The organism is Chromobacterium phragmitis (assembly GCF_003325475.1).
Classification (GTDB): Bacteria; Pseudomonadota; Gammaproteobacteria; order Burkholderiales; family Chromobacteriaceae; genus Chromobacterium; species Chromobacterium phragmitis.
Genome location: NZ_CP029495.1, coordinates 1967205 through 1993287 on the forward strand (window position 1 = coordinate 1967205; position 26083 = coordinate 1993287).

25 protein-coding genes are annotated in these 26083 nt (G+C 65.5%); 10 read left to right on the forward strand and 15 right to left on the reverse strand.

Annotated elements, in window-relative coordinates; translation table 11 throughout:
• Nucleotides 1-32: 32 nt before the first annotated feature.
• Nucleotides 33-1436: a chromosomal replication initiator protein DnaA gene (gene dnaA / locus DK842_RS09280; protein WP_114061212.1), complete on the reverse strand. Its 1404-nt coding sequence runs from the start codon at nt 1434-1436 to the stop codon at nt 33-35.
• 330 nt (nt 1437-1766) lie between these two features.
• On the opposite strand from dnaA, the gene rpmH reads away from it, so the two are divergent.
• From rpmH to mnmE, 5 genes are all read left to right on the forward strand, one after another.
• A complete protein-coding gene (gene rpmH / locus DK842_RS09285) occupies nt 1767-1901 on the forward strand; it encodes a 50S ribosomal protein L34 (RefSeq protein ID WP_021477546.1) in 135 nt (44 codons plus the stop codon).
• Nucleotides 1902-1905: 4 nt separating this feature from the next.
• Nucleotides 1906-2271, forward strand: coding sequence for a ribonuclease P protein component (rnpA, locus tag DK842_RS09290; protein ID WP_114061213.1), 366 nt, complete (start codon nt 1906-1908; stop codon nt 2269-2271).
• Nucleotides 2247-2456, forward strand: a complete 210-nt coding sequence (gene yidD, locus DK842_RS09295) for a membrane protein insertion efficiency factor YidD (RefSeq protein WP_021477548.1) — start codon at nt 2247-2249, stop codon at nt 2454-2456. Before rnpA ends, yidD begins: the two co-directional genes overlap by 25 nt.
• Before the next feature lie 19 nt (nt 2457-2475).
• Nucleotides 2476-4113 carry a membrane protein insertase YidC gene (yidC, locus tag DK842_RS09300; protein WP_114061214.1) on the forward strand — a complete coding sequence of 546 codons (1638 nt, stop codon included), beginning with the start codon at nt 2476-2478 and terminating at the stop codon, nt 4111-4113.
• Nucleotides 4114-4459: 346 nt separating this feature from the next.
• Nucleotides 4460-5812: a tRNA uridine-5-carboxymethylaminomethyl(34) synthesis GTPase MnmE gene (mnmE, locus tag DK842_RS09305; protein ID WP_114061215.1), complete on the forward strand. Its 1353-nt coding sequence runs from the start codon at nt 4460-4462 to the stop codon at nt 5810-5812.
• Nucleotides 5813-5840: 28 nt separating this feature from the next.
• On the opposite strand, the gene DK842_RS09310 is transcribed toward mnmE, so the two are convergent.
• The 11 genes from DK842_RS09310 to DK842_RS09360 all read right to left on the reverse strand — a co-directional run bounded on the left by DK842_RS09310 (nt 5841) and on the right by DK842_RS09360 (nt 17122).
• A complete protein-coding gene (locus tag DK842_RS09310; protein ID WP_114061216.1) occupies nt 5841-6383 on the reverse strand; it encodes a cytochrome b in 543 nt (180 codons plus the stop codon).
• Nucleotides 6384-6551: 168 nt separating this feature from the next.
• Nucleotides 6552-6938 carry a cytochrome b562 gene (locus tag DK842_RS09315; protein ID WP_168194859.1) on the reverse strand — a complete coding sequence of 129 codons (387 nt, stop codon included), beginning with the start codon at nt 6936-6938 and terminating at the stop codon, nt 6552-6554.
• 303 nt (nt 6939-7241) lie between these two features.
• Nucleotides 7242-7961: an ABC transporter permease gene (locus DK842_RS09320; RefSeq protein WP_232538640.1), complete on the reverse strand. Its 720-nt coding sequence runs from the start codon at nt 7959-7961 to the stop codon at nt 7242-7244.
• Between the two features lie 8 nt (nt 7962-7969).
• Nucleotides 7970-8899 (reverse strand): ABC transporter ATP-binding protein, encoded by a 930-nt coding sequence (locus tag DK842_RS09325; RefSeq protein WP_114061219.1) that lies wholly within the window; start codon nt 8897-8899, stop codon nt 7970-7972.
• The gene (locus DK842_RS09330; RefSeq protein ID WP_114061220.1) at nt 8896-10035 is read right to left on the reverse strand and encodes an ABC transporter permease; all 1140 of its coding nucleotides are present in this window, start codon (nt 10033-10035) and stop codon (nt 8896-8898) included. Before DK842_RS09330 ends, DK842_RS09325 begins: the two co-directional genes overlap by 4 nt.
• Before the next feature lie 19 nt (nt 10036-10054).
• Nucleotides 10055-10972: a glycine betaine ABC transporter substrate-binding protein OsmF gene (gene osmF, locus DK842_RS09335; protein ID WP_114061221.1), complete on the reverse strand. Its 918-nt coding sequence runs from the start codon at nt 10970-10972 to the stop codon at nt 10055-10057.
• Nucleotides 10973-11210: 238 nt separating this feature from the next.
• Nucleotides 11211-11459: a GIY-YIG nuclease family protein gene (locus DK842_RS09340; RefSeq protein ID WP_198414662.1), complete on the reverse strand. Its 249-nt coding sequence runs from the start codon at nt 11457-11459 to the stop codon at nt 11211-11213.
• Between the two features lie 37 nt (nt 11460-11496).
• Nucleotides 11497-13080, reverse strand: coding sequence for a TerC family protein (locus DK842_RS09345; RefSeq protein ID WP_114061223.1), 1584 nt, complete (start codon nt 13078-13080; stop codon nt 11497-11499).
• Nucleotides 13081-13212: 132 nt separating this feature from the next.
• Nucleotides 13213-14358, reverse strand: coding sequence for a c-type cytochrome biogenesis protein CcsB (gene ccsB / locus DK842_RS09350; RefSeq protein WP_114061224.1), 1146 nt, complete (start codon nt 14356-14358; stop codon nt 13213-13215).
• A complete protein-coding gene (locus DK842_RS09355) occupies nt 14358-16379 on the reverse strand; it encodes a cytochrome c biogenesis protein ResB (RefSeq protein WP_114061225.1) in 2022 nt (673 codons plus the stop codon). The genes ccsB and DK842_RS09355 overlap by 1 nt, the downstream gene beginning before the upstream one ends.
• 128 nt (nt 16380-16507) lie before the next feature.
• Nucleotides 16508-17122: a c-type cytochrome gene (locus tag DK842_RS09360; RefSeq protein ID WP_114061226.1), complete on the reverse strand. Its 615-nt coding sequence runs from the start codon at nt 17120-17122 to the stop codon at nt 16508-16510.
• A gap of 91 nt (nt 17123-17213) precedes the next feature.
• Here DK842_RS09360 and yihA point away from each other — a divergent pair, with 91 nt between their 5' ends.
• Nucleotides 17214-17834: a ribosome biogenesis GTP-binding protein YihA/YsxC gene (gene yihA / locus DK842_RS09365; protein WP_114061227.1), complete on the forward strand. Its 621-nt coding sequence runs from the start codon at nt 17214-17216 to the stop codon at nt 17832-17834.
• A 202-nt stretch (nt 17835-18036) separates the two neighbouring features.
• Here yihA and DK842_RS09370 read toward each other — a convergent pair whose 3' ends face one another.
• The 3 genes from DK842_RS09370 to DK842_RS09380 form a co-directional block, all read right to left on the reverse strand.
• Complete coding sequence (locus DK842_RS09370) at nt 18037-18849, reverse strand: septal ring lytic transglycosylase RlpA family protein (protein ID WP_232538641.1); 813 nt, start codon at nt 18847-18849, stop codon at nt 18037-18039.
• A 103-nt stretch (nt 18850-18952) separates the two neighbouring features.
• Nucleotides 18953-19417, reverse strand: coding sequence for a tRNA (uridine(34)/cytosine(34)/5-carboxymethylaminomethyluridine(34)-2'-O)-methyltransferase TrmL (trmL, locus tag DK842_RS09375; RefSeq protein WP_114061229.1), 465 nt, complete (start codon nt 19415-19417; stop codon nt 18953-18955).
• A gap of 40 nt (nt 19418-19457) precedes the next feature.
• Entirely contained in the window at nt 19458-20054 is a 597-nt protein-coding gene (locus DK842_RS09380; RefSeq protein ID WP_232538642.1) for a ComF family protein, read from the reverse strand.
• A gap of 212 nt (nt 20055-20266) precedes the next feature.
• Between DK842_RS09380 and bioB the strand changes: the two genes are divergently transcribed.
• From bioB to DK842_RS09400, 4 genes are all read left to right on the forward strand, one after another.
• Nucleotides 20267-21250, forward strand: a complete 984-nt coding sequence (bioB, locus tag DK842_RS09385; RefSeq protein WP_114061230.1) for a biotin synthase BioB — start codon at nt 20267-20269, stop codon at nt 21248-21250.
• A 113-nt stretch (nt 21251-21363) separates the two neighbouring features.
• Nucleotides 21364-22515 (forward strand): 8-amino-7-oxononanoate synthase, encoded by a 1152-nt coding sequence (gene bioF, locus DK842_RS09390; protein WP_114061231.1) that lies wholly within the window; start codon nt 21364-21366, stop codon nt 22513-22515.
• Between the two features lie 115 nt (nt 22516-22630).
• Nucleotides 22631-25471 (forward strand): bifunctional diguanylate cyclase/phosphodiesterase, encoded by a 2841-nt coding sequence (locus tag DK842_RS09395; protein ID WP_114061232.1) that lies wholly within the window; start codon nt 22631-22633, stop codon nt 25469-25471.
• Nucleotides 25461-26078: a class I SAM-dependent methyltransferase gene (locus DK842_RS09400; RefSeq protein WP_114061233.1), complete on the forward strand. Its 618-nt coding sequence runs from the start codon at nt 25461-25463 to the stop codon at nt 26076-26078. Before DK842_RS09395 ends, DK842_RS09400 begins: the two co-directional genes overlap by 11 nt.
• Nucleotides 26079-26083 lie beyond the last annotated feature (5 nt).

Consider the following 26083-nt stretch of genomic DNA (forward strand, 5'->3'; position numbering starts at 1 on the left):
CCCAATGAATGGTGAAGAGTCGGATCATGGTTTTAATTGCGCAGCATCGACAGCAGCGCTTCGTAATCGTGTGCGATGTCGGCGTCGTTGGCGCGCATCTCGGTGATGGTCTTGCAGGCGTGCAGCACCGTGGTGTGGTCGCGGCCGCCGAAGGCGTCGCCGATATTGGGCAAGGACAGCTGGGTGAGCTCCTTGGCCAGGGCCATCGCCACCTGGCGCGGGCGGGCGATGTCGCGGCTGCGCTTCTTGCTGTGCATGTCGGACAGCTTGATCTTGTAGTACTCGGCCACCGTCTTCTGGATGGCGTCCACGGTCACCTGGCGGTTGCCGGCGGCCAGGATGTCCTTCAGCGCTTCCTTCACCAGCTCCAGCGTGATGTTCTGGTTGGTGAAGCGGGCGTAGGCCACCACGCGCTTGAGCGCGCCTTCCAGCTCGCGGACGTTGGAGCGCACGTTCTGGGCGATGAAGAACGCCACGTTGTGCTCCAGCTTGATGCTGTCGGCCTCGGCCTTCTTCATCAGAATGGCCACGCGCATCTCCAGCTCCGGCGGCTGGATTTCCACGGTCAGGCCCCAGGAGAAGCGCGAGATCAGCCGCTCTTCCATGCCTTCTATCTGCTTGGGGTAGCTGTCACAGGTCATGATCACCTGCTTGCCGCCCTCGATCAGCGCGTTGAAGGCGTAGAAGAACTCTTCCTGGGTGCGGTTCTTGCCGGCGAAGAACTGGATGTCGTCAATCAGCAACAGATCCAGCGAGTGGTAGTAGCGCTTGAATTCATCAAAGGCCTTGTGCTGGTAGGCGCGCATGATGTCGGCCACGTAGCGTTCGGCGTGGATGTAGCGGATCTTGGCCTGCGGGTTCTTCTGGAACACGTGGTTGCCGATCGCCTGGATCAAGTGAGTCTTACCCAGGCCCACGCCGCCGTAGACGAACAGCGGGTTGTAGGCCTGGTCGCCCGGATTCTCGGCGATCTGCATCGCCGCGGCGCGCGCCAGCTGGTTGCCCTTGCCGGTCACCAGCGTGTCGAAGGTGAACGAAGGGTTCAGGCGCGTGCTTTCATGGCTGCCGCCAATGGCCTTCACCGCCGCCTGCTTGGCGGGCGACGGCGCGGCCGGGGCGCTGGCCGCGGCCTTGGCCGGCTCCTTGGCCTTGGGCTGGATGCCGCTGGCGGCCGGCTGCGCAGGCTTGGACACCGGCGCGCCCAAACGCAGCTCCACCGGGCATTCGCCCACCAGTTCCACGGCCAGTTCCTCGATGCGCGGCAGGAAGCGGTCCTTGATGAACTGCATGATGAAGCGGTTCGGCGCGAACAGCGCAATGCCTTCGTCGCCGGCTTCGGCGGTCAGCGGCTTGATCCAGGTGTTGAACTGTTGCGAAGACAGTTCGGCCTCCAGGCGGGCGAGGCAAGCAGGCCAGAATTGATCCAGTTCAGTCATTACATACCAAGTGAAAGCGAAAAACCCGCTGCCGGCGCGTGGCTTGCAACAGCGGGAAATGCCGCGCGCGGCGCGTGTTTCGCGCGCGCGAGCGACGGAAAGTTCGGCATGGAAGCGGCCGGCTGACTGCGGTGTTTCAAACGCTGCGGGCCAGCGGGGCCCTGAGTGCGTTCATTTGTTGTGCAGCCGGACGGCAACGGTAAACCTAGACATTCTAACGGTTTTTTGCAAAGTTATCCACAGGGCTGGAGAAAATTCCTCGTTGACAAACGGACGATTATCGAGTCAAATCACGCGTTTATTTCCGTTTCGAAACAGGAAACCCATATCATGAAACGTACTTACCAGCCTTCCAATACCCGTCGCAAACGCACTCACGGCTTCCTGGTCCGCATGAAGACCCGCGGCGGCCGCGCCGTCATCGCCGCTCGCCGCGCCAAGGGCCGCAAGAAGCTGGCCGTCTAAGCCCTTGTCGGCTTACCGCTTTCGCCGTGCGCACCGGCTGTTAAAAACGGATGAGTTCTCATCCGTTTTTAGTTTGCGGCAACAGCGCAGCAATGCGTTCTTCCAGGTGTTCGCCCGTCCCAACGGCCTGGACCATCCCCGCGTGGGCCTGGTGGTCGGCAAGAAGGTGGCCAAGCGGGCGGTACGCCGCAACTATATCAAGCGCTGCGTGCGCGAGTGGTTCCGCCTGAACCAGCAAGGCCTGGACGGCGTGGACTACGTGGTGCGCGCCAAGACGGCGTTTACCCGCGAGCAGCGCGCCGAAGCTGTAACGGCTTTGCAGGCGTTGTTTGCTAAACTGGCACGATGTCGCGCATCCTCATCCTCCTGATCCGTTTCTACCAGCTGGCTATCAGCCCGTGGTTGGCGCCGCGTTGCCGCTTCCAGCCCACCTGTTCCGGCTACGCGATCGAGGCGGTGAGAAAACACGGCGCGCTCAAGGGCGGCTGTCTGGCCGCCAGACGCATCTGCCGTTGCCACCCCTGGGGCGGCAGCGGCTATGACCCGGTTCCCTGAACTTTCCGGTATCGAGAAGATGGACTCCAAGCGACTGATAATCTTTGTTCTACTGTCCGTGGGCATCCTGTTTGGGTGGAATGAATATTTCATGCCCAAGCACACCCCGCAGCAGCAAGCGGCCAAGACCCAGGCCGCGACCGGCGCCGCCAATAATGTGGCGCAGCCGGCCGACGCCAACAAGCTGACCCGCGGCCAGCGCATCCAAGTCAAGACCGATCTGGTCGAAGCCGAGATCGATACCGTGGGCGGCGACCTGCGCTCGCTCAAGCTTTTGAAGCACGGCGCGGCGGAGGATCACAACCAGCCGTTCCAGCTGTTCCAGGACGACGGCAAGCGCACCTATGTGGCGCAAACCGGCCTGGTTGCCGCCAGCAACCCGGCGCTGCCCACCCATAAAACCGTATTCACCGCCGACAAGCCCAGCTACGCGCTGACCGGCGACAAGCTGGAAGTGAAGCTGACCGCGCCGGACGCCAATGGCGTCAAGGTGAGCAAGGTTTACACCTTCACCAAGGGCAGCTACGAGATCGGCGTCCGTTACGACATCGTGAACGGCGGCGCCGCGCCGCTGGCGCCCACCGCCTACTATCGCCTGCTGCGCGACAGCCAGGCGCCGGAAGGCGAAGGCCGCATGGCCCACACCTACACCGGCCCGGCCGTGTACACCTCTGAGCACAAGTTCCAGAAGGTGAGCTTCGACGATCTGGCCAAGGGCAAGGGCGACTACGCCAAGACCACCGCCGACGGCTGGGTGGCCATGCTGCAGCACTACTTCATGTCCGCCTGGATCCTGAAGCCGCTGGATGGCGCCTCCGTGTGCAAGGATGAGCGCTCCTGCCGCTTCGAGTTGAAGGAAACCGCCGGCCTGAACTCCGCCGCCGCGCTGGTGGACTACGCCACCGTCGCCCCGGGCAAGAGCCTGAGCGTGTCCGTGCCGCTGTACGCCGGTCCGGAAGAGTACAACATCATCTCCAAGCTGGCTGACGGCATGGAGTACGCCAAGGACTTCGGCATCTTCTACATCTTCGCCTCGCCGCTGTTCTGGCTGCTGGTGAAGCTGCATGGCCTGGTGAGCAACTGGGGCTGGGCGATCGTGCTGCTGACGCTGACGGTGAAGGCGGTGTTCTACCCGCTGACCGCCGCGTCCTACCGCTCGATGGCCAAGATGAAGGCGCTGGCGCCGCGCCTGGAGCGCCTGAAGGCGCAGCATGGCGACGACCGCATGAAGTTCCAGCAGGCGGTGATGGAGATGTACAAGACCGAGAAGGTCAATCCGCTGGGCGGCTGTCTGCCCATGCTGATCCAGATCCCGGTGTTCATCGGCCTGTACTGGGCGCTGCTGGCCTCCGTGGAACTGCGCGGCGCGCCGTGGATCCTGTGGTACACCGACCTGGCTCGCCCGGACCCGTACTACATCCTGCCGGTGATCATGGCGGCCACCATGTTCCTGCAGACCTTCCTGAACCCGCCGCCGGCCGACCCGATGCAGGCGAAGATGATGAAGATCATGCCGCTGGCCTTCTCCGCCCTGTTCTTCTTCTTCCCGGCCGGCCTGGTGCTGTACTACGTGGTCAACAACGTGCTGTCGATGACCCAGCAATGGTTCATCAACAAGCAGATCGAAAAGAGCAACAAGGCCGCGCTGCAATCGTAAGCGCATCGCCTGAATTGCTGATCGAACCCGGCCACTGGCCGGGTTTTTTGCTGGATAATTGAACAGGAGCAGCTAACAGAGCGCCTGATCCTGCGTTGCGCCTCCTTGCCGTACCATGTGTACTGTCTGCGTCGGCGCGCCTTGGCTCAGGCGCTCTGTTAGCCGCTCCAAATGAATTCGCCGCGGGCATGAAGCCGGCGCGGAGCATGAGCGCAAGGCGGCCGCCCCATGTGGCTGGTTTTCCCCTCCCTGGCGGGAGAAGGCCAGAGATAAGGGGACGACGCACCTCCAACCGCCTGCCCATGTTCCAGCCCACCATCCGCGGCCAAGCATCGAAGGAATGCCGATGAACCTCAGCTACACCCCCGCCACCATCTGCGCCGTCGCCACCGCTCCCGGACGCGGCGGCGTCGGCGTGATCCGCGTCTCCGGCAAGGACTTGCTGCCGTTCGCGCAGGCCATCTCCCATGGCAAGACGCCCAAGCCGCGCTACGCCACTTATACCGACTTCTTCGACGGCCACGGCCAGGCCATAGACAATGGCCTGCTGCTGTTCTTCCCCGGCCCCAACAGCTTCACCGGCGAAGACGTGATCGAGCTGCAGGGCCATGGCGGGCCGGTGGTGATGAAGATGCTGCTGGCGCGCTGCGTGGAACTGGGCGCGCGGCTGGCAGAGCCGGGCGAATTCACCAAGCGGGCCTTCCTCAACGACAAGCTGGACCTGGCTCAGGCGGAGAGCGTGGCCGACCTGATCGACGCCAGCAGCGAAACCGCCGCCCGCAGCGCCTTGAAGTCGTTGAAGGGCGCGTTCTCGCGCCAGGTGCACGGCCTGGTGGACGAGCTGATCAATCTGCGCATGCTGGTGGAGGCGACGCTGGACTTCCCGGAAGAGGAGATCGACTTCCTCAAGCAGGCCGACGCCATCGGCCGGCTGCGCCGGCTGCGCGCCACGCTGGTGGGCGTGCAGGCCACCGCCAAGCAGGGCGCCATCCTGCGCGAGGGCATGCACGTGGTGTTGGTGGGCCAGCCCAATGTCGGCAAGTCCAGCCTGATGAACGCGTTGGCCGGCGACGACATCGCCATCGTGACGGATATCGCCGGCACCACCCGCGACACGGTGCGCGAGGAGATCGTCATCGACGGCGTGCCGGTGCACGTGATCGACACCGCCGGCTTGCGCGACACCGACGACGTGGTGGAGAAGATCGGCATCGAGCGCACCTGGCAGGCGGTGGAGCGCGCCGACCTGGCCCTGGTACTGACCGACAGCCGCCACGGCCTCACCGACGAGGTGCAGGCCATTCTGGCGCGCATCCCGGCCGGCCTGCCGCGCGTGCACGTCTTCAATAAGGTGGACCTGACCGCAGATGCGCCCGGCATCGCCGATGAGGACGGCCACCCGCTGGTGCGCCTGTCCGCCAAGACGCATCAGGGCGTGGACCTGCTCAAGGCCAAGTTGCTGGAAATGATAGGCTTCAGCGGCGCCGACGAGGGCGTGTTCCTGGCCCGCCAGCGCCACCTGGACGCCATCGCCCGCGCGGCGGATCATCTGGAGCTGGCCGAGGCCGACTGGGAGCAGGTGGAAATCTTCGCCGAAGAGCTGAGGATGGCGCAGAACGCCTTGTCCGAGATCACCGGCGAATTCAGCGCCGACGATCTGTTGGGCGTGATTTTCTCCCGCTTCTGCATCGGCAAGTAAGCGGTAGCCGGCTTCGCGGCGGATGGAATCAGCCGCCGCGCTGGCGCTTGGGGCCGATGGGCAGCATCCGCGCCAGGCCTTGGCCGGGATGGGCGAGCTGGTGCCAGAGCGCGGCGGCGATGTGCAGGCCGATCAAGGCGGCGAACAAGGTGGCCGTGGCCGCGTGCAGGTCGCCGAACAGGTGGGACAGCTGCCGGTTTCTTTCCACCAGGGTCGGCAGCGCCCAGCCGAGCGCGCTCAGGCCGTGGCCGGCGGCATTGGTTTTCAGCCACCCGAGTAAGGGGATGGCGATCAGGCACAGATACAGCAGCCCGTGCGCCAGCTTTTCCCCCAAATGCGGCAATGAGCCTGCCGGATTGACCGAAGCCGGCAACCGGCGACGCACGCGCATCGTGTTGACGATCCGCAGCAGGGCGAGCCCCAGGATCGCGATCCCCAGCGCCCTATGCGCGGCCATCAACGCTTCCATATCGTCAAGCAGCCAGCCAAGCGCGAAATTGGCGCCGACCAGCGCGGCCAGCAGCCAATGCATGGCGCTGACGGTCCAAGGGTAACGATGGTGGGTGGACATCTCATTCTCCCCGGTTTGGGAAACGATTAAGAGTGGTTAACAACAATCCTGATGCGCCGACTGGGCGTACTCCTTGTACTGTCCGCATCGGCGCGCCTTGCCTCAGACGTAAACTGAATTTTGTTAGCCGCTTTAAGCCCGAATCCGCGCGACGGCACGCCGTCCGCGTTAATTGAGCAAGCGGTGGTAATGCTTCCTGGTCTGGTTGGCGGCCTGCAGCGACTGTTTGGCCGCCGCCAAGTCGCCGGTGTGGGCCAGTTGTTCGGTCTTGTCCAGATTGGCGCTCAGCGCGCGCATGCCTTCACGGTAGTCGGCCGGATTGTCGGCGTAGGGCAGCTTCCCGGCCTTGTCCGCATCGTTCCGCAAACGCGCCAGATAGCGGGAGAATTCCGGCATGCTGGCGCTGCCCAGCGCGCCGTTCAGCGCCGTTTTCATGTCTTTCATCAGGACTTTCAGCTCGCCGGCCTGGGCGGGCGCGGGGGCCAGCAGCGTGAGCGCCAGCAGAATGGAGCTCAGGGCGGCAAGGGATGGTTGGTGTTTTCTCAAGGCGCTCATGGGGTCCTCGCGCAAGTTGTCTGAGCGGCGGCGGAAAGCCGGCGATCCGCGCCGGGGCATCCGGCGTTTCCCGCAGCATAGCCAGCGAGACTTACGCGAAACTTAAGAACGGCCGGCCAGTCCAGGGACTTTGCAAGATTTTGTTAGCGGGGCGAAAGCCGTCTGCCGGGCTGGAGGAGCGGGGCCGCATGCGCGCGAAGCCGCTCCCGCGGTGTTGGCCGGCAGGATTGCGGCTCGCGGCATGCTTATCCACAACGGCGCGCGGACGCCGTTTTTATCCACAGCGTGGCCCGGCCGATTCGCTCAGGCCTGGCGCTGCGGCGTCAGCCACTCCCCCAGCCACTGAAACACCTGGTCGACGACGATGGCCAGCAACGCCACCGGCAGCGCGCCCTGGATCACGTAGGCGGTGTTGAAGCCGGACAGGCCGACGATGATGGGCAGGCCCAGCGTGCGCGCGCCGACGGTGGAGGCCAGCGCGGCGGTGCCGATATTGATCACCATCGCGGTGCGCAGGCCGGCCACGATCACCGGCGCGGCCAGGGGCAGTTCCACCCGCCACAGCATTTGCCGCGGACTCATGCCCATGCCGCGGGCGGTTTCCAGCGCGTCCTCCGGCACCGATGCCAGGCCGGCCAGCGCGGCGTGGGTGATGGGCAGCAGGCTGTACAGCGCCAGCGCGGCCAGCGCCGGCGCGGCGCCGAAGCCGATCAGCGGCACCGTCAGCGCCAGCACCGCCACCGGCGGAAACGATTGGGCGATGGACAGCAGCGTTTCCAACAGCGGGCGGAAATCGCGCCCGGCGGGCCGGCTGGACCACAGCGCGGCGCTTATCCCCAGCAGGGCCGCCGTGCCGCCGGACAGCGCGACAATGGCCAGATGCGCCAGCAGCAGCTCGCCGAAGCCGTCCTGCAGATACAGAGGACGGTCCAGTTCGGGAAACCAGTAGTGAAACAATGGCGCGCTGCGCGGCAGGCCCAGCAGCAGCGCGGCCAGGGCCAGCGAGCCGGCGATCAGCCCCACGCGCCGCCTCATTCTGATGCGCCCAGCAGGTCTTCGAAGCACAGCGCGCCCACTTCCGCTCCCGTGGCATCGATCACCGGCAGCGCCGCCGCGCCCTGGACGATGAATGCCGACAGCGCCTCGCGCAGCGTGGCGTCGGCGCGCAGGGCGGGACCGGCGGCGCGCTCGCCCGGGCGCAGCCTATCCGCCACGCGTAGCAGCCCCAGCAGCCGCACGCCGGCTTCGTCCGGCTGGAAGAAACCGCGGACGAAATCGTTGGCGGGATGCAGCAAGATGTCGCGCGGGCTGCCCTGCTGCTGGACGCGGCCCTGGTCCATCACCGCGATGCGCTGGCCCAGCAGCAGCGCCTCGTCGATGTCGTGGGTGACCAAGATGATGGTCTTGCCGGACAGCCGGTGGATGCGCGCCAGTTCCTGTTGCAGGCTGGCGCGGGTCACCGGGTCCAGCGCGCCGAAGGGCTCGTCCATCAGCAGCAGGTCGGGATCGGCCGCCAGCGCCCGCGCCACGCCGACGCGCTGCTGCTGGCCACCGGACAGCTGGTGCGGGTAGCGGCGGCGGAAGTCGGCGGGGAGCCGCAGCAGCGCCAGCAATTCGTCCACCCGCGCCAGTATCCGCGGACGCGGCCATTTCAGCAGTTGCGGCACGGCGGCGATGTTCTGCTCGACGGTCCAGTGCGGGAACAGGCCGACGGACTGAATCGCGTAGCCGATATGGCGGCGCAGCCGTTCCGGCGGCTGGGCGCGGATGTCGCGGCCGGCGATGCGGATCTCGCCGCTGTCCGGCTCGAGCAGCCGGTTCAGCATTTTCAGCAGGGTGGATTTGCCGGAGCCGGAGGTGCCCACCAGCACCGCGAATTCGCCTGCGGCGACGGTCAGCGACAAATCGGTCACCGCGGGCGCGCCGTGGAAGGTTTTGTTGACGTTGGCGATTTCAATCATCGGGGTACGGGTTCCAGCCGGGAGGCCAGCAGTTTGAAGGCGGCGTCGCAGCACAGGGTGAGCAGCACGATGGGCAGCACGCCCAGCAGCACTTGATCCGGCGCGCTGGCCGACAGGCCCTGGAACAGGATGGCGCCGAAGCCACCGGCACCGATCAGCGCCGCCACCGCGGCCAGGCCCACCGCCTGCACCGTGGTGACGCGCAGGCCGGCGATGAACACCGGCAGCGCCAGCGGCAGCTCCACCCGGCGGAAGATCTGCCACGGCGACATGCCGATGCCGCGCGCGCTGTCGCGGGCGGCGGCCGGCACTTGGCGCAGCGCGGCCAGCGTGCCGTGGGTCATCGGCAGCAGCGAGTACAGCGTCAGCGCGGTCACGGCCGGCGCCAGGCCGACGCCGGCGATGCCCGATTGCGGCCACAGCCGTCCCAGCCAGGCCAGCGGCGCGATCAGCAGCGCGAACAAGGCCAGCGAGGGAATGGTCTGCAAGGTGTTCAATAGCGGGAACAGCCAGGCCTCCGCGCGCGGCCGGCGGAAGGCGGCCAGTCCCAGCGCCGCGCCCAGCAGCGCCGCGGGCAGCACCGAGAGCCCTACCAGCTGCAGATGGCGCAGCAGCGCCTGGCGGAAGGCGTCCGGATCGTTATGGTATTCGCGCAGCAGCGCCAGCGCGTCAAGTTGTCCGTATGCCAGCAAAGCCAGCGCCGGGATGCAGGCGGCGCAGATCGCCAGCGCGCGGGCGGGGGAACTCAAGGCCAGGCCGCGCAGAGATTCGGCCAGTTGCAGGCAGGCGGCCAGCTGCAGCAGCCAGAAACCTGCGCCGAAGGCGGTGCGGGCCAGCGAGTCGGGATCGCCTCCTCCCAGCCGCGCGGCTTCGCCGCCGGCCAGCCACAACAGCCCATTGGCCAGCAGCGCGGCGCACAGCGCCAGCAGGCCGTGCGTCCGGCTGGAGGCGGGCAGCCAGGGCGACAGCAGCAGCGGCAGCGCCGGAACGATCAGCCAGAACGCGCCGGGCAGCGCGGGCAGGTACAGCCCCTGGCCGCTGAGCAGGCGGTTGGGCGCGTGGCTGAGCAACGGGCTGCAAAAGCCGGCCAGCCACAGCAAGGCCAGCGCCAGTTGCATCCGGTTGCGCATCCGCATCAGGCGAGCGCCGCCAGGATCACTGGACGAATCCCTTGCGCTTCAGGTAGCCGGCGGCTACCTGGCGCGCGTTGCGCCCTTCCAGCGCGATGCTGGCGTTGAGTTTCTGCAAGGTCGCCTCGTCCAGCGACTGGAACACCGGCTTGAGCCAGGCGGCGATGTCCGGATGGCGGGCCAGCGCGTCGGCGCGGATGATGGGCGTCGGCGCGTACACCGGCTGCACGCCCTTGGGATCGGCCAGCGCCACCAGGCCCAGCGCGGCCACCGGGCCGTCGGTGCCGTAGGCCATCGCCGCGTTGACGCCGGAGGTTTGCTCGGCCGCGGCCTTGATGGTGGCCGAGGTGTCGCCGCCGGCCAGCGCCAGCAGCTGTTCCTGGCGCAGCTTGAAGCCGTAGGCGTTCTGGAAGGCGGGCAGCGCGTCCGGTCGTTCGATGAATTCCGCCGAGGCGGCCAGCTTGAAGCGGCCGCCGCGGCCCAGCCAGGCGCCCAGGTCGGCCAGCGTGCGCAGGCGGTTGGCGTCGGCCACGTCGCGGCGAACGGCGATGGTCCAGGTGTTGTTGGCAGGGGCCGGGGCGAGCCAGACGATGCGGTTCTTGTCGTAGTCCAGCTGCTTGACGCGCTGGTAGCCGGCGGCGGCGGATTTCCACGCCGGATTCTTTTCGTCGGAGAAAAAGAAGGCGCCGTTGCCGGTGTATTCGGGGTAGATGTCGATTTCGCCGGCGGCGATGGCGGTGCGCACCACCTTGGTGTTGCCCAGCGACAGCCTGCTCTCGGTCTTGACGCCATGGGCGGCCAGCACCTGCTGGATGAGGTTGCCGAGCAGCGCGCCCTCGGTGTCTATCTTGGAGCCGACGCGGACGGCGTCGGCCGCGCCGGCGGCGGAAGCCAGCAGGATGCCGGCCAGCAGCGCGGCGATGCGGGACATGCGGTTTGACATGGCTTTCCCCATGGTGGACTGGACGCGGTTGCCGCCGCCGTCGCGCAGCGGACGACATGACAACGGCGTCCACTATACCGCCCATCGGGAGGAGGAGGCCAGCCTGGCGCCGCCAACCTTCCCTCTGGTCCATCGTTGCGGCTCTTTGACGCACGGCGGACGCGGATCGGTCCAGCTTCTCTGCGCGGTTTCGTCGATGGCGGTCAGGGGGCCCGCATGGCCGCTTGAAGCGGCGGGCTCAGTCTGGGATCAAGGCATCGCCATGCTGGGCCAGGAAATCCCGTTTGGCGGCGGCGGAGAGCCGCTTGAACGCGTGCTCCGCCTGCAGCGCGGCGGAGCGGCCCGGGTATTCGATCACCAGTTGGACGGCGATGGGAGGGTTGATGCGGGTGTAGCGCGCGCCTTTGCCGGCCAGGTGCTGGCGAAAGCGGCGCGCCACGTCGGTGCTGACGCCGGTGTAAAGCGCGCCGTCCAGGCAGCGCAACACATAGAGAAACCAGGGCCGTGGCGGCCCTGGCTCATGCTCAGATGGAGGCGTCGAAGCCATCGGTCAGCGGGCTGATCAGCACGCGCTCGGTGCGGTTGCCCTTCTGCGCGGTGACGCGCAGCTTCCATTCGCCGACGGTCACTTCGTCGCCTTCGCGCGGGATGCGCTCCAGGCAGTCCATCAGCAGGCCGGCCACGGTATGGAAGTCTTCGTCTTCGAAATCGCCCAGCGTCAGGTACTGCTCCAGCGTGACGAGCTCCAGGCTGCCTTCCACGTCGTAGCCGCCGTCCGGCTGGACGACGATGGCCGGCAGCTCGTGGCGCTCGTGTTCTTCCGGAAACTCGCCGGCGATCGCCTCCATCAGGTCTTTCTGGGTGACGATGCCTTCCAGGCTGCCGAATTCGTTGACCACGAAGGCCATGTCGGCGGCGTGCTGGCGGAAGCTTTCCAGCGCCTTCAGCACGGTGACGGTTTCCGGCAGCACCAGCGGCTGGCGCAGCGCGGCGTCGATATCCAGCGGCCGGCCGTCCAGCAATTGGGCCAGCAGGTCCTTGCGGGCGACGATGCCCAGCGGCTCGTCTATGCTGCCGTCGCGGATCACCACCAGGCGGGAGTAGGGGCTGTCGCGCAGCGCCTGGCGCTGTGCCGCCTCCGGCTGGCTCAGGTCCAGCTTGTGGATGTCGGCGCGGGGGGTGGCGATCACGCGGATCGGCCGTTCTGCCAGCGTCAGCACGCTGTGTATCATCGCGCGCTCGTTGTGGCCGAAGGCGGTGTCTTCCACCGGCTGCGGGCCGGCTTCGGGCTTGGCTTCTGCCTGGGCGGCCTCGGACAGGCGGCTGCCCATCAGGCTCAGCACCGCGTTGGCGGTGCGCTCGCGGAAGCTCTGGCTGCGGTTGAGGTAGCGGATGCGGTTGGCTTGCGAGACTTGGTTGAACGCTTCGATCAGCACCGAGAAGCCGATGGCCGCGTACAGATAGCCCTTGGGAATGTGGAAGCCGAAGCCTTCCGCCACCAGGCTGAAACCGATCATCAGCAGGAAGCCCAGGCACAGCATCACCACGGTCGGGTGGGCGTTGACGAAGGCGGTCAGCGGCTTGCTGGCGGCGATCATCAGGACCATGGCGATGACGACGGCCAGCATCATCACCGGCAGGTGTTCGGACATGCCGATGGCGGTGATCACCGAGTCGATGGAGAACACCGCGTCCAGCACCAGGATCTGCGCCACCACGGTGGCGAAGGACGCGTAGGCGCGCTGCGCGCCGCCTTGCACGTGCTCTACTCCCTCCAGCCGCTCATGCAGCTCGGTGGTGGCCTTGAACAGCAGGAACACGCCGCCGCCCAGCATGATCAGGTCGCGTCCGGCGAAACTGACGCCCATGACCGAGAACAGCGGAGTCGTGAGCGTGACCAGCCAGGAGATGCTCGCCAGCAGGATCAGGCGCATCACCAGCGCCAGCGACAGGCCGATGACGCGGGCGCGGTCTCTTTGTTCCGGCGGGAGTTTTTCGGCCAGGATGGCCACGAAGATCAGGTTGTCGATGCCCAGAACGATTTCGAGAATGATCAGGGTCAGGAGGCCCAGCCAGGCGGCGGGGTCGGACAGCCATGAAAAGTCCATGATGGTGTAACGTGTTCCTTGAGTGATAAAAAAACGATAAAAGCGCTACAAGGATACCAAATGCCAGCGCCAATGATGGGGAAAATGCGAAAAGCCCGGCGCGCGGCCGGGCTTGGCTCGGGCGGACGCCGCCTACAGGCCGCCGTAGGAGTGCAGGCCGGACAGGAACATGTTGACGCCGAGGAAGGCGAAGGTGGTGACGGCCAGGCCTATCACCGCCCACCAGGCCAGCGGCGCGCCGCGCCAGCCCTTGACCAGCCGGATGTGCAGCCAGGCGGCGTAGTTCAGCCATACGATCAGCGCCCAGGTTTCCTTCGGATCCCAGCTCCAATAGCCGCCCCAGGCGTCGGCCGCCCACATCGCGCCCAGGATGGTGGCGATGGTGAAGAACAGGAAACCGACGGAAATGGCCTGGTACATCATTTCGTCCATCACTTCGGCCGCTGGCAGACGGTCTTTCAGCCAGCCTTTCTGCACCAGCAGCTGGCCCACGCCCAGCATCGCCGCCAGCGAAAAAGCGCCGTAGCCGACGAAGTTGGCCGGCACGTGTATCTTCATCCACCACGACTGCAGCGCCGGGATCAGCGGCTGGATGCCGTGGGCTTGGCGGTCGAAGCTGTACCACAGGATGAAGCCCACCGCGGCGCTGATCACCGGCAGCACCAGCGCGCCGGCTTGGGCGGCGGCGAACTTGGCCTGGTAATACAGATACATCAGCGCGGTGATCAGCGTGAACAGCACGAAGACTTCGTACAGGTTGGACACCGGGATGTGACCGACGTCCGGCGCGATCAGGTAGCTTTCGTACCAGCGCACGAACAGGCCGGCCAGCCCCATCACCGAGGCGGCCCAGGTCAGGCCGGCGCCCATCCGCGCCAGCTGCGCCGAGCGGCGGGCCAGGCCTATCCAGTACACGGCAGTGGCCAGGAAGAACAGCGTGCACATCCACATGATGGCGGATTGGCTGGCCAGCGCGTATTTGAGCCAGAACGCGCTCTGGCCGCGGGCCAGGTCGTGCTGGTACAGCTGGATGCCCAGCAGGGCCACGCCGCCCGACAGCGGGAAGAACCAGCGCCAGGCGGGCCAGAACCAGCCCAGGGCGACCAGGCCCAGCGCCGAGCCGGCCAGGATGGCCTGTTCGTAGACGTCCATCGCGTGGCGGTAGAGCGAGAAGGCATAGCCAGCGGCGACGGCGATCAGCAGCGCGTATGCCCAGTCCCGGCGGTCCAGCCTGCGCCACAGCGGCAGGCGGTCGTATGTGGTGGTTGCCAGTTCCATCAGATTCCCCGTGTCAGCTGTTTGATCGCGTCGAGGTGACGCTGGAAGTCGGTGTCCAGATCGCGGTTATGGCGGTTGGAGGTCATCGCCACCCGCAGTTTGCGGCCATCGATGCGTATCCACAGGCGCAGTTCGCGCACATAGAACATTAGCACGATGCCGAGCACCAGCAAGACCGAGCCCAGGTAGACCAGCGTCTTGCCGGGCGAGCGGGTCAGCTGCAGGCCGGACGATTGCACCTGGTCGAAGCCCTCCAGCTGCAGGAACACCGGCGAGCCGTAATCCTGCAGCGCGCTGGCGGCCACCAGGCCGTCCAGCAGGAAGCGGTAGTGGGCGGCGTCGGCTTGCAGCGGCTTGACGCCGGCTTTCTCGTCGGCCACCGCCATCACGTCCACCACCGCGCCCTGCAGGATCTTGATGTAGGTTTGCGCCACCGCCTGCCGCTTGTCGGCCGGCACCCGCTCGTCGAGGAACTGCTCCAGCGCAGTGAAGCCGCCGGCGGCGAAGCGCTCCAGCACGCCCTTGACGCTGTCGCCGAACTGCTTGGCCAGCTTGTCGTCTATCACGCCGCCCTGCTGCGCCTTGCGCGCGGCGCGCGCGGCGATCTCGCCGTACAGCGCCGGGTCGCGCAGCGCGGCATAGAGGCGCATGAAGCGGTCCAGGCCCATGTCGTCGTCCAGCGGGATGCGCAGGTACTGGAAGGGCTCGGCCGGCGTCTTGCGCATGCCGGCCATCATGTAGCTGGCGCCTTCCTGTTCTATCGGCGCCATGTAATGGACGTATTCCACCGCCTGGCCCTGGGCGTCGCGCAGCTTGAAGGTGATGGAGGGGCCGTAGTTCTTCAAGTCCTTGTGCTGCTTGACCTCGCGCGCGTCGTGCATGCGCTGCGTGAGCGTGGGATCGGTCTCGCCGGGTTTGGCCACGTTCTCGATGTTGAACACCCTGAGCTCGCCGAACTCCAGCGAATAATCCTTGCCGTTGGCGAGCAGCGGCTGGCGGTTCATCGACAACCCCTTGAGCGCGGTCGGCGCGGCGCCGGGCGCGGCCAGGTTCCAGGCCTTGAGCCGCAGCGGGGAGCCGCCGTCGCCGAAGCTGGACTGGTAGATGGCCACGCCGTCCACGATCAGCGGATGGTTGACCTTGACCGTGGCCTCGGTGGTCTTGCCGCTGGCCTTGTCGGTCACCACGATGTCGCTGGCGAACAACTTGGGCATGCCGTTGCTGTAGTAGTCGACGTGGAACTTCTTCAGCGAGACGATGAAGGGCAGTTCCTGCACCAGGTAGCCGTTGCCGGAATTGAGGAAGGTGACGTCGGCGCTCTTGCCCTCTGCGACGGTGACGGTGCCGCGGAAGGACAGGTTGGACGGCCCCAGCCGGCTCTGCTCCGGAATCTGGCTTTGCGGGACGTCCCGGGTTTCCGGCACGACGCGGCCGGCCATTTCGGCCAGCTTCAGCGGCAGGTTGCCGTCCAGCAGGCCGCCGACGCAGATCACGATCAGCGCGATGTGGGCGAGGAAATAGCCCAGTTTGCCGGCGGCGCCCTTTTTGGCGGCGATCAGCTTCACGCCGCCGTCGCGCTCGGCTTCGCGCCAGCGGAAGCCCTGGCCGTGCAGATAGCCCAGCAGCGTGGCCGCGTGCGCTTCTTCAGCCTCGAAGGCCTGGCTGTGGGGCATCGCCGCCAGCGAGTTGTCGCTGGCCTTCTCGCGATAGCCGCGCATCTGCTTGATGAAGCCCGGACCGTTGCGGATGATGCACAGCGTGGTGGACAGCACCAAGAAGGCCAGAATGATCAGGAACCAGGCAGAATGGTAGACGTCGTACAATCCTAGCATCTCGAAAGCCTGGAACCAGAACTGGCCGAACTCGAAAGCGTAATTGGGATAGGGTTCGTTCTGCTTGAGCACGGTGCCGATGATGGAGGCGATGCCGAGCACGGTGAGCAGCCCGATGGCGAAGCGCATCGAGCTGAACAGCTCGTACAGCGCGCGGGACAGGGTTTGGCGGCGGTGTGTGGGTTTCATTATTATGGACAGGAAAAGGGAAGCCCTTCCGGGGCTTCCCTTTTGAACGGACCGGAGCGGCAAAGTTGCGCCTGGCCGCGCGGACGCTGCCGCGCGGCATGTCGGGCTCCGGCTGCTGGGGGCACGGCTTAGCGCAGGCCGGAAATGTACTCGGCCACCGCCTTCATTTCAGCATCGGTCATCCGGCTGGCGATGTCGGTCATCATCAGGTTTTTGCGGTCGGTGCCGGCCTTGAAGTCGGCCAACTGCTTGGCGATGTAGCCGGCGTGCTGGCTGCCGATGCGCGGGAACTGCTCGGGCAGGCCCTTGCCGGACGGACCGTGGCAAGCCATACAGGCGGGCACATGGCTGGCGGCGTTGCCGACGCGGTAGATCTTGGCGCCCAGCGGCATCAGCTCCTTGTTGGCCGCCTCGCGGTCCTTGGGCTTTTGCTGGCTGAAGTAGGCGGCCAGATTGTGCATGTCGTCGTCGGACAGGGTGGCGGTCATGCCCAGCATGGTCGGGTTCTTGCGTTCGCCGCTCTTGAAGGCCTTGAGCTGGCTATACAGATATTGATGGCTCTGGCCCGCAATGGTCGGATTGGCCGCTGCGACGCTGTTGCCGTCGACGCCATGGCAGGCCGCGCATACGGCATCCACGATCTGCTTGCCTTTCGCCGGGTCACCCTTGACCGCCGGAGTGGCTGCCAGCACGTTGCCGGCCAGGGTTAGGGATGCCATCGCCAACAGCATTTTACGTCTCATGGTCGCTCCTTAGGGTGAGCCCCTAAAATATCTGTAAAAGTAGCAATTCCAAACCTGTTATTCTATACCAATTGATTTCAACCTTACTACCATGTCGATTTTTCAAAACGCCCGGTTTTATACCACTGTCAACCACATGAAGGACCTGCCGGCCACCCGCGCCGAGGTCGCTTTCGTCGGCAGATCCAATGCCGGCAAGTCCAGCGCCATCAACACCCTGGCCAACCGCACCCGGCTGGCCTACGTGTCCAAGACGCCGGGCCGCACCCAGCACATCAACTTTTTCGAGCTGGGCGACGAGTGCTTTCTGGTGGATTTGCCGGGCTACGGCTACGCCGAAGTGCCCGAAGCGGTACGCGCCCACTGGGTGGAGCTGCTGGGCCGCTACCTGCAGACGCGGCAGAGCCTGATCGGCCTACTGTTGATTATGGACGCCCGCCACCCATTGAAAGAGCTGGATCGACGCATGCTGGAATTTTTCCGCGTCGCGGGGCGGCCGGTGCATATCCTGTTGTCCAAGGCTGACAAGATGTCGCGCCAGGAGCAGAACAAGGTGCTGGCGTTGGTGAAGCGCGAGCTGGCCGATTATCCTTCGGTCAGCGTGCAGATGTTCTCCAGCCTGAAGAAGACCGGGGTGGAAGAGGTGGAGCAGGTGGTGAAAGGCTGGTTCGACGCGCTGCCGCCGCAAGACGACGGCATGGAGGAACTTTGAGCGATGGCCCGCGCCTAAGCTTGCAGGTGCATCGCACCTCCCGCTTGGCTCCCTGAGCGGGGCCTGAATCGTTGCTATCCAGGCTTTTGCCCCGGCTGACTTGGCCGGGGCTTTTTATTGGCCGTGGGGGGCGGGCATGAAAAAAGGCGAAGGATGCACCTTCGCCTTTTGCCCTGTTGCCATACGATTCAAGCGTGGCGCATCACAGACTGGTGATGACGGTCTCCACGTGCAGGTTCTCTGCCGCGCTGCGCACTGCCTCGTCCGAGGAGAACGGTCCCAGGCGCACCTTGTACACGCCCTGCTGGTTGACGATGCCGAGCTTGGAGTCGTACTTGTCATCCATCTCGGACAGCGTCTTCTGCAGCGCCGCTTCGGCGTTGGCCAGCGTATTGAACGAGCCCAGCTGCAGATATTTCGGATTGTCTCCCGCCCTCAACTCGCGGTTGGCCGGTTGCGTCACCGGCTGAGCGGAGGCGGAGTAGGTATTGCCCTCCGCCGGCCAGACGCGGTCGATCGCGATCTTGGCGCTGCCTTGCTGGATGAAGCCCAGTTTGAAGGCGGCGGCGTAGGACAAGTCCATCAGGCGCTTCTTGTGGAACGGGCCGCGGTCGTTGACGCGCACCACCACCGACTTGCCATTGGTCAGATTGGTCACCCGGGCGTAGCTCGGGATAGGCAGAGTCGGATGCGCGGCGCTCATCGCGAACATGTCGTAGCGTTCGCCGGACGACGTCTTGCGGCCGTGGAACTGCTTGCCGTACCAGGAGGCACGGCCGACGGCGTGATACGGCTTTTCACGCACATCGGGACGGAAGCTCATGCCCAGCGCCGTGTAGGGCAGGTTGGCCGACTTGATCAGCGGCTCGTCCTGCGGAACGGCGTCGGGAACCAGATTCAGGTTGACCGGGATATGATCGGCCGGACCGTCGTTCTGGAAATAAGCTCCGTTTTTGGCAACGGACTTCTTGTTAGCCGGCGAAGCCGACTGGTTTGTGGCACTGGCCGTCTTCACGGTGGAACAGGCCACAAGCACGAGACTGACAAATAGAAGCCACAGCCATCGGAGAACAGGTTGCATAAACCTCCCTATGCTGTTGGGCCAACCTTGTGAACTGCTATACCCCCCCTTCGAAACCGATCTGGCGCCAAGCCTCGAACACCGTTATCGCGACGGCGTTGGAGAGATTGAGGCTTCTCGACTCGGGACGCATCGGCAAGCGAATCCGTTGCTGTGCCGGCAGGGCAGCCAGCACATCTTGCGGCAAGCCGCGGGATTCGGGACCGAACAAAAAAACGTCCCCGGGTTGGTAGGCGATCCGGTCATGGCGCGTGGCGCCCTTGGTCGTCGCGGCGAAAATCCGCCGTCCCTGAAGCGAACGCAGGCATGCGTCCCAGTCTTCATGGACGACGAGACGCGCATACTCGTGGTAATCGAGTCCCGCTCGCCGCAACTTGGCATCCTCAAGCGGGAAGCCCATGGGTTTGACCAGATGCAGTTCACAGCCGGTGTTGGCACATAAACGAATCACATTGCCCGTGTTGGGCGGAATTTCCGGCTGAAATAGAACAACAGTGAACATCGTTGGCAGGCTGGATTGTTCCAAGGAATCAAAATCTTGGTCAAGTTTTTGGGGAAAACGCCCGGGCAAGCACCCATGCGTCGACCCGTTCCGCGCCCTGTTTTTTGATCATTTTAGACAAGGCGGAGAGGGTTGCGCCGCTGGTGGCGACGTCGTCGACTATGGCAATGGAAAGCCCGTCGCACCGGCATTTTACGCCGAACGCATGGCGAACGTTTCGCAGTCTTTCGGCGCGGCCGAGCGAGGCCTGCGGCAAAGTGTTGCTTTTTCGCCAACACAGATTGTCCGAAAAACGGCTGTTTATTGTATCAGCGAACGCTTTGGCAAGCTCGGAACTCTGATTGAAGCCTCTTTCGGCAAGTCGTTCATTTGCCAGCGGAACGGGAATGACAAGATCGTACCTTGGGGCTTGACAGCGGGCGTAATCAGTGAAAAGTCCACATAGCGCGCCCGCCAGCTGCAGCCGTTTTCCGTACTTGTAGGCATGAATCAGATGGCTCAGGGGGTAGCCAAACAGATAGGGAGCGTGTAGCGCGTCGAAGCCGGGCGGCCGGTGCTGGCAATGGCCGCAGAGCGCGCCGCAGACTGTCGGTTCCGCGCAACGCGGACAGTGCTCGGCCGGCATCGCCGGCAGCATCGCGCGGCAACCGCCGCACAGGCCGTCACGAGCGCTTCGACATCCGCACAACACGCAAATTTGATTAATTATTGTGCAATTGTCAATTATTAACCTTCTGATGTTTGACAGCATGGCGGGCGGCCCCCAAGATTTTGTCGCCTGCCCATCGGAGCAGGATGACGAGCTGTATGGTTCGCAGTGAAAATGACAAACAGTTTTTGGAGCATACGATGCATTCTGCCACGATGGTGTTCAAGCGCCCGTCCACACCTCACCCGGAAAAGACCGCCTGGAGCGTGGACGACGTGGAGGCCCTGCTGGGCCTGCCCTTCATGGAGCTGCTGTTCCGCGCCGCCGAGATTCATCGCCAGTTTTTCGACCCGACCAAGGTGCAGCTGTCGACGCTGGTGTCCATCAAGACCGGCGGCTGTCCTGAGGATTGCGGCTACTGTCCGCAGTCGGTGCATCATGACACCCCGGTGGAGGATGAGCCGATGATGACGGTGGACGAGGTGGTGGAGGCGGCCCGCCAGGCCAAGGCCAACGGCGCCGGCCGCTTCTGCATGGGCGCAGCCTGGCGGGGCCCCAAGGATGCGGATCTGCAGAAGACGCTGGAGATGGTGCGAGAGGTGAAGGCGTTGGGCCTGGAAACCTGCGCCACCTTCGGCCTGCTGCGAGAAGGGCAGGCCGAGCAGCTGAAAGATGCCGGACTCGATTACTACAACCATAACCTGGACACCGCGCCGGACAAGTACGCCGACATCATCCAGACCCGCGAGTACGAAGACAGGCTGGATACATTGGGCAAGGTGCGCCAAGCCGGGCTGTCGGTGTGTTGCGGGGGCATCGTCGGCATGAACGAAACGCGCCGCGACCGCGCCGGCCTGATTGTGCAGCTGGCGAATCTGGACCCGCAGCCGGAGTCGGTGCCGGTCAACAATCTGGTCAAAGTGGTGGGTACGCCGCTGGAGGGCGCCGGGACGCTGGACTGGACCGAGTTCGTGCGCACCATCGCGGTGGCGCGGATCACGATGCCGGCCAGTTACGTCCGGCTGTCGGCCGGGCGGCGGGAAATGGACGAGGCGACGCAGGCGCTGTGCTTTCTGGCCGGCGCCAACTCCATTTTCTATGGCGACAAGCTGCTGACCACCGGCAACCCCGATGTGACGGCGGACCAGATGCTGATGGCCAAACTGGATCTGTACGCATTATAAGATTAAGAAACATTAGTGATTCTGTGCTGTCAGCTGAAATGCAAACATATATAGTGTGACGTGCCGGGGCGGCTTGCCGCGGTTCTGTCCATATAAAGAAACCGGGGGCAAGCATGCGTTTACAAGATCTTTCCGCCGCGCTGGAGGAACTGCAAGGCCAGCACAGGCTGCGTTGTCGGACAGTGTTGGCGTCGCCGCAAGGCGTAGAGGTCGAAATCGATGGCCAGCATTACCTTTCTTTCGCCAGCAACGACTATCTTGGCCTGGCGGATCATCCCGCCTTGGTTCGGGCCTTGCGGGAAGGGGCGGACCGATGGGGGGCCGGCAGCGGCGCGTCCCATCTGCTGACCGGGCACAGCCTGGCGCATCAGCAGGCGGAGGAGGCGCTGGCGCGCTTCGTCGGGCGCGAGGCCGCCTTGTTGTTCGGCTCCGGCTACGCGGCCAATCTGGCGGTGATCACCAGCCTGGTGGGGCGCGGCGACGCGGTGTTCGCCGACAAGCTGAACCACGCCTCGCTGAACGACGGCTGTCTGCTGTCGCGCGCTGACTTCCAGCGCTTTCGCCACAACGACGTCGAACATCTCGCGCAGCTGCTGGCCGACAGCAAGGCGCCGACCAAGCTGATCGCGGTGGACGCGGTATACAGCATGGACGGCGACCAGGCGCCGCTGCCGGCATTGCTGGAGCTGGCCGAGCGTTTCGACGCCTGGCTGTACGTCGACGACGCGCACGGCTTCGGTGTGCTGGGCGACGGCAGGGGATCGGCTGCCGCGCATGGCCTTCGCAGCGAACGTCTGATCTACATGGCGACGCTGGGCAAAGCCGCGGGCCTGGCCGGCGCCTTCGTCGCCGGCAGCCAGCCGTTGATGGACTGGCTGGTGAACAAGGCGCGCACCTATATTTTCACCACAGCCCAGCCGCCCGCGTTGGCGGCCGCGGTGGAAACCAGCTTGCGGCTGATCGCCGAAGGCGGCGAGCGGCGCGAGCGGTTGCGGCAGCTGGCGGCCCTGTGCCGGCAGCGGCTGGAGGGCTCGCCTTACGCTGGCGATTCCACCACGCCCATTCAGCCCTTCCTCGTCGGCTCGGACGAGCGCACGGTCCGGCTGGCCGCCATGCTGCGCGACCGCGGCTATTGGGTGCCGGCGATCCGTCCGCCCACGGTGCCGGAAAACGGCGGGCGGCTGCGGATCTCGTTGTCGGCGAACCATGAGCTTTCCCAATTAGACGCATTACTGGATGTGATGCTGCAGTTGGCCGAGGATTGAGGCTGACTTGTGTCGGCGGCGTCCGCGCCACAGGAAAACACCGCAGCCCGGGGCATTTGTCCCGGGCTTTGGTTTGGCTCAGGACTTTGGCGGCGCGTCGTACTACGATACTGACATGAAGAGTGTGGCTGAATATCTGGACAGTCCGGAACAGGCGGCCGATCGCGCCTTGTGTTTATTGAGAGACGCGGGCGGCATGTCCGCGGCGGCGGTGTGGGCGCAGAGCGGCGGGACGTGGCGGCGCTTGGCCTGCATGGGCGATGCCGACGCCCTGCCGGATGGGGCCGCCTTGTCCGCCGGAAAGCGCCCGCCCGCCGGGGTGAGCGGTTTGGCCTTGCGCGGCGGGGATGCGACCCTGGGCTGGCTGAGCTGGCGCGGGACGGCCCCGGCTTGCTTGGAGGCGGTGGCGGCCCTGCTGACGGGATATCTGCGCTGCGAAGCGCTGCGGGCGGAGCAGGCGGCGGCGCGGACCGCAAACGAGACCATGCTGGAGATCAGCTTGCTGGCCGGCGAATGTCCCGCGCTGGATCGTCTCTTGCCGCGATTGCACCGGCTGATGCAGCGGCTGATGGACGCCGACAATTTCTACATCGCGCTGCGCGACGAAGATTGCGCCGCGCTGCATTTTCCCTTCTACGCGGACCGGCGAGATCCCGCGCCGCCCGATCCCGATCAAGTCTTTCCTCTGGCAGGCGACCAGGTGTCCCTGGCCGCCTGGTTGTTGCGGGGGGGCGCGCCGATGGTGTTGACCGGCGAGCGGATCGAGGCGCTATGCGCGCAGGAGAGCCTGGCGCGGCCGGCGCAACTGCCGGCTTTCTGGATGGGCGCGCCGCTGCGCAACGCCGCGGACGAGTTGATAGGCGCGGCGGTGTTGCAGCGCTATGAGGACCAGCCGCCGCTGACCTCGGCCGAGCAGCAGCTGTTCATGTTCGCCGCCCGCCATGTCGGCTTCGCGCTGGATCGCGTGTTGTACCACGGCAGGCTGGAACGGCAGGTGGCGCTGCGCACCAGCGAGCTGGAGGGCGCCAATGCCAGACTGCGGGCCGAGGTGGCTATCCGCAAGCGCGCCGAGCAGTTCCAGGACGTGTTGTTCCGGATCGCCGAGCTGTCCAATACCAGCCTGTCGCTGGAAGCTTTCCTCAGCGGCCTGCACCGGTTGTTGGGCGAGATGGTGGCGGCGCGCAATTGCGTGGTGGCGCTGTACGACATGGGCCGCGATCTGATCAGTTTCCCTTATTGCTCCGACGAGTACGCGCCGGCGCTGAAGCCGCGCAAGCCGGGCAAGGGCTTGATCGAGCAGGTGCTGCATAGCGGGCGGCCGCTGTTGCTGGACCCGTACGGCGGCATGCGGGGCATGGCGGCGACGCAAGGCGGGATGCCGCCCAAGAGCTGGCTGGGCGTGCCGCTGTACTGCGACCACGAGCTGCTGGGCGTGCTGGCGGTGCAAAGCTACGACGCCGACGTGGTCTACACCTTCCGCGATCAGGAAGTGTTGGAGTTCGTCGCCAACCACATCGGCGCCGCGCTGGCGAGGGTGCGGGCGCTGGAAGGCCTGCAGCAGGCTTACGCCGACCTGGAGCAGCGGGTGCGCGAGCGCACCAGCGAGCTGGACGCGGTCAACGCCCAGCTGGAATTCGACAGCCTGCACGATCCGCTGACCAAGCTGCCCAACCGCAATTACTTTTCCAAGGCGCTGCGCCGGGCCTGGGATGCTTACGTCGACGGCGGTGAACGTTTCGCCGTGGTGTTCATCGACCTGGATCGCTTCAAACTGGTCAACGACACGCTAGGCCATCTGGCCGGCGACCACCTGTTGTTCGAGGCCGGCGCCCGCATTCGCTCCTGCCTGCGCCATTACGATTTCCTGGCCCGGTTGGGCGGCGACGAGTTCGCGGTGCTGATGTTCGGCATGGACGCGGTGGAGGAGTGCGAGGTGATCGCCCGCCGCATCGTCAGCGAGTTCGAGCGGCCGGTGGTGCTGGCGGGGCGCGAGGTGTTTTCCACCGCCAGCGTCGGCGTGGTGCTGGCCGACCGCGAGCATTACCACAAGGCCGACGACCTGCTGCGCGACGCCGACCACGCGATGTACTGCACCAAGCAACAGGGCCGCCAGGGTTATACCTTGTTCAGCCACCAGCTGCGGATAGACCAGGCCGACCAGCTGGCGCTGGAGACCGAGCTCCGGCGCGCGCTGGAGGAGGAGGGGCAGTTGGTGCCCTACTACCAGCCATTCGTCGCCGCCGCCAGCGGCGAGCTGGCCGGCTTCGAGACGCTGGTGCGCTGGCAGCATCCGCAGCGCGGGCTGGTGTCGCCCGCGGCGTTCTTGCCCATCGCCGAGGAAAGCGGACTGATCACCCGGCTGGACCGCTACATGATCAACGCTGCTTGCGCCCAGTTGCAAGCCTGGCGGGCCGAGGGTTTGGCGGGCGAGGACATCGCGCTGCACATCAACCTGTCGTCGGCCAATTTCCGCGACCCGGACCTGGTCGGCTGGATAGGCGAGCGCATCGCCCATTACCGGCTGCCGCCGGCGATGCTGCACCTGGAAATCACCGAAAGCGCGCTGATCGACCAGCCGCAGGCCGCTGCCACCGCGATGCAGGCGCTGCACGGCCTGGGCGTCAGGCTGGCGCTGGATGATTTCGGCACCGGTTACTCGGCGCTGTCCTATCTGCATCGCTATCGTTTCGACGTGTTGAAGATCGACCAGTCCTTCGTGTTCGATCTGGACCGCAAGCAGGAGTCGGTGGCCATCGTCCGCGCCATTCTGGCGTTGGCGCGCGCGCTGGATCTGGAGGTAGTGGCCGAAGGCGTGGAAACCGCCAGCCAGCGGGACAAGCTGACCGAGATGGGCTGCGGCATGCTGCAGGGCTATTATTTCGCCGCGCCGGCCCCGGCCTGGGCGCTGGACTGGGACAAGCTGGCGCGTTTCAAGGAGCCGGGCGATGTGGCGTGAGTGCGCGACCCGTTTCAACCGCTGGCGCTACGATCTGTACGCCCCGGTCTACGACAAGGTGGCGCAGGGCTTCGCCCGCCATCGCCGCCGCGCGATCGGCCTGCTCAACCCGCAGCCGGACGAGCGCCTGCTGCTGGTGGGCGCCGGCACCGGCCTGGATCTGGATTACCTGGTGCGCTGCCGCCATGTGGCCGCGATCGACATCGCGCCGGCGATGCTGGAGCGGCTGCGCGAGCGGGCGGTCAAATTGGGCATGGAAGTGGACGCCAGGGTGATGGACGGGCAGAAGCTGGACTATCCCGACGGCTGCTTCGACGCGGTGGCGCTGCACCTGGTGCTGGCGGTGATTCCGGACCCGCAGGCCTGCATCCGCGAGGTGGAGCGGGTGCTGAAGCCGGGCGGTCGGGTGGTGGTGTTCGACAAGTTTCTGGCCGACCGCCGGCGCGCGCCGCTGTGGCGGCGGGCCGGCAATGTGCTGGCCCGCATCGTGGCCACCGACATCAATCGTCGGCTGGGCGACATCGTCGCGGTTACCAAACTGCAACCTTTTCACGACGAAGATGCCGGTCTTGGAGGTTTCCTTCGCATCGTACTCTTGCGAAAATAACGTTT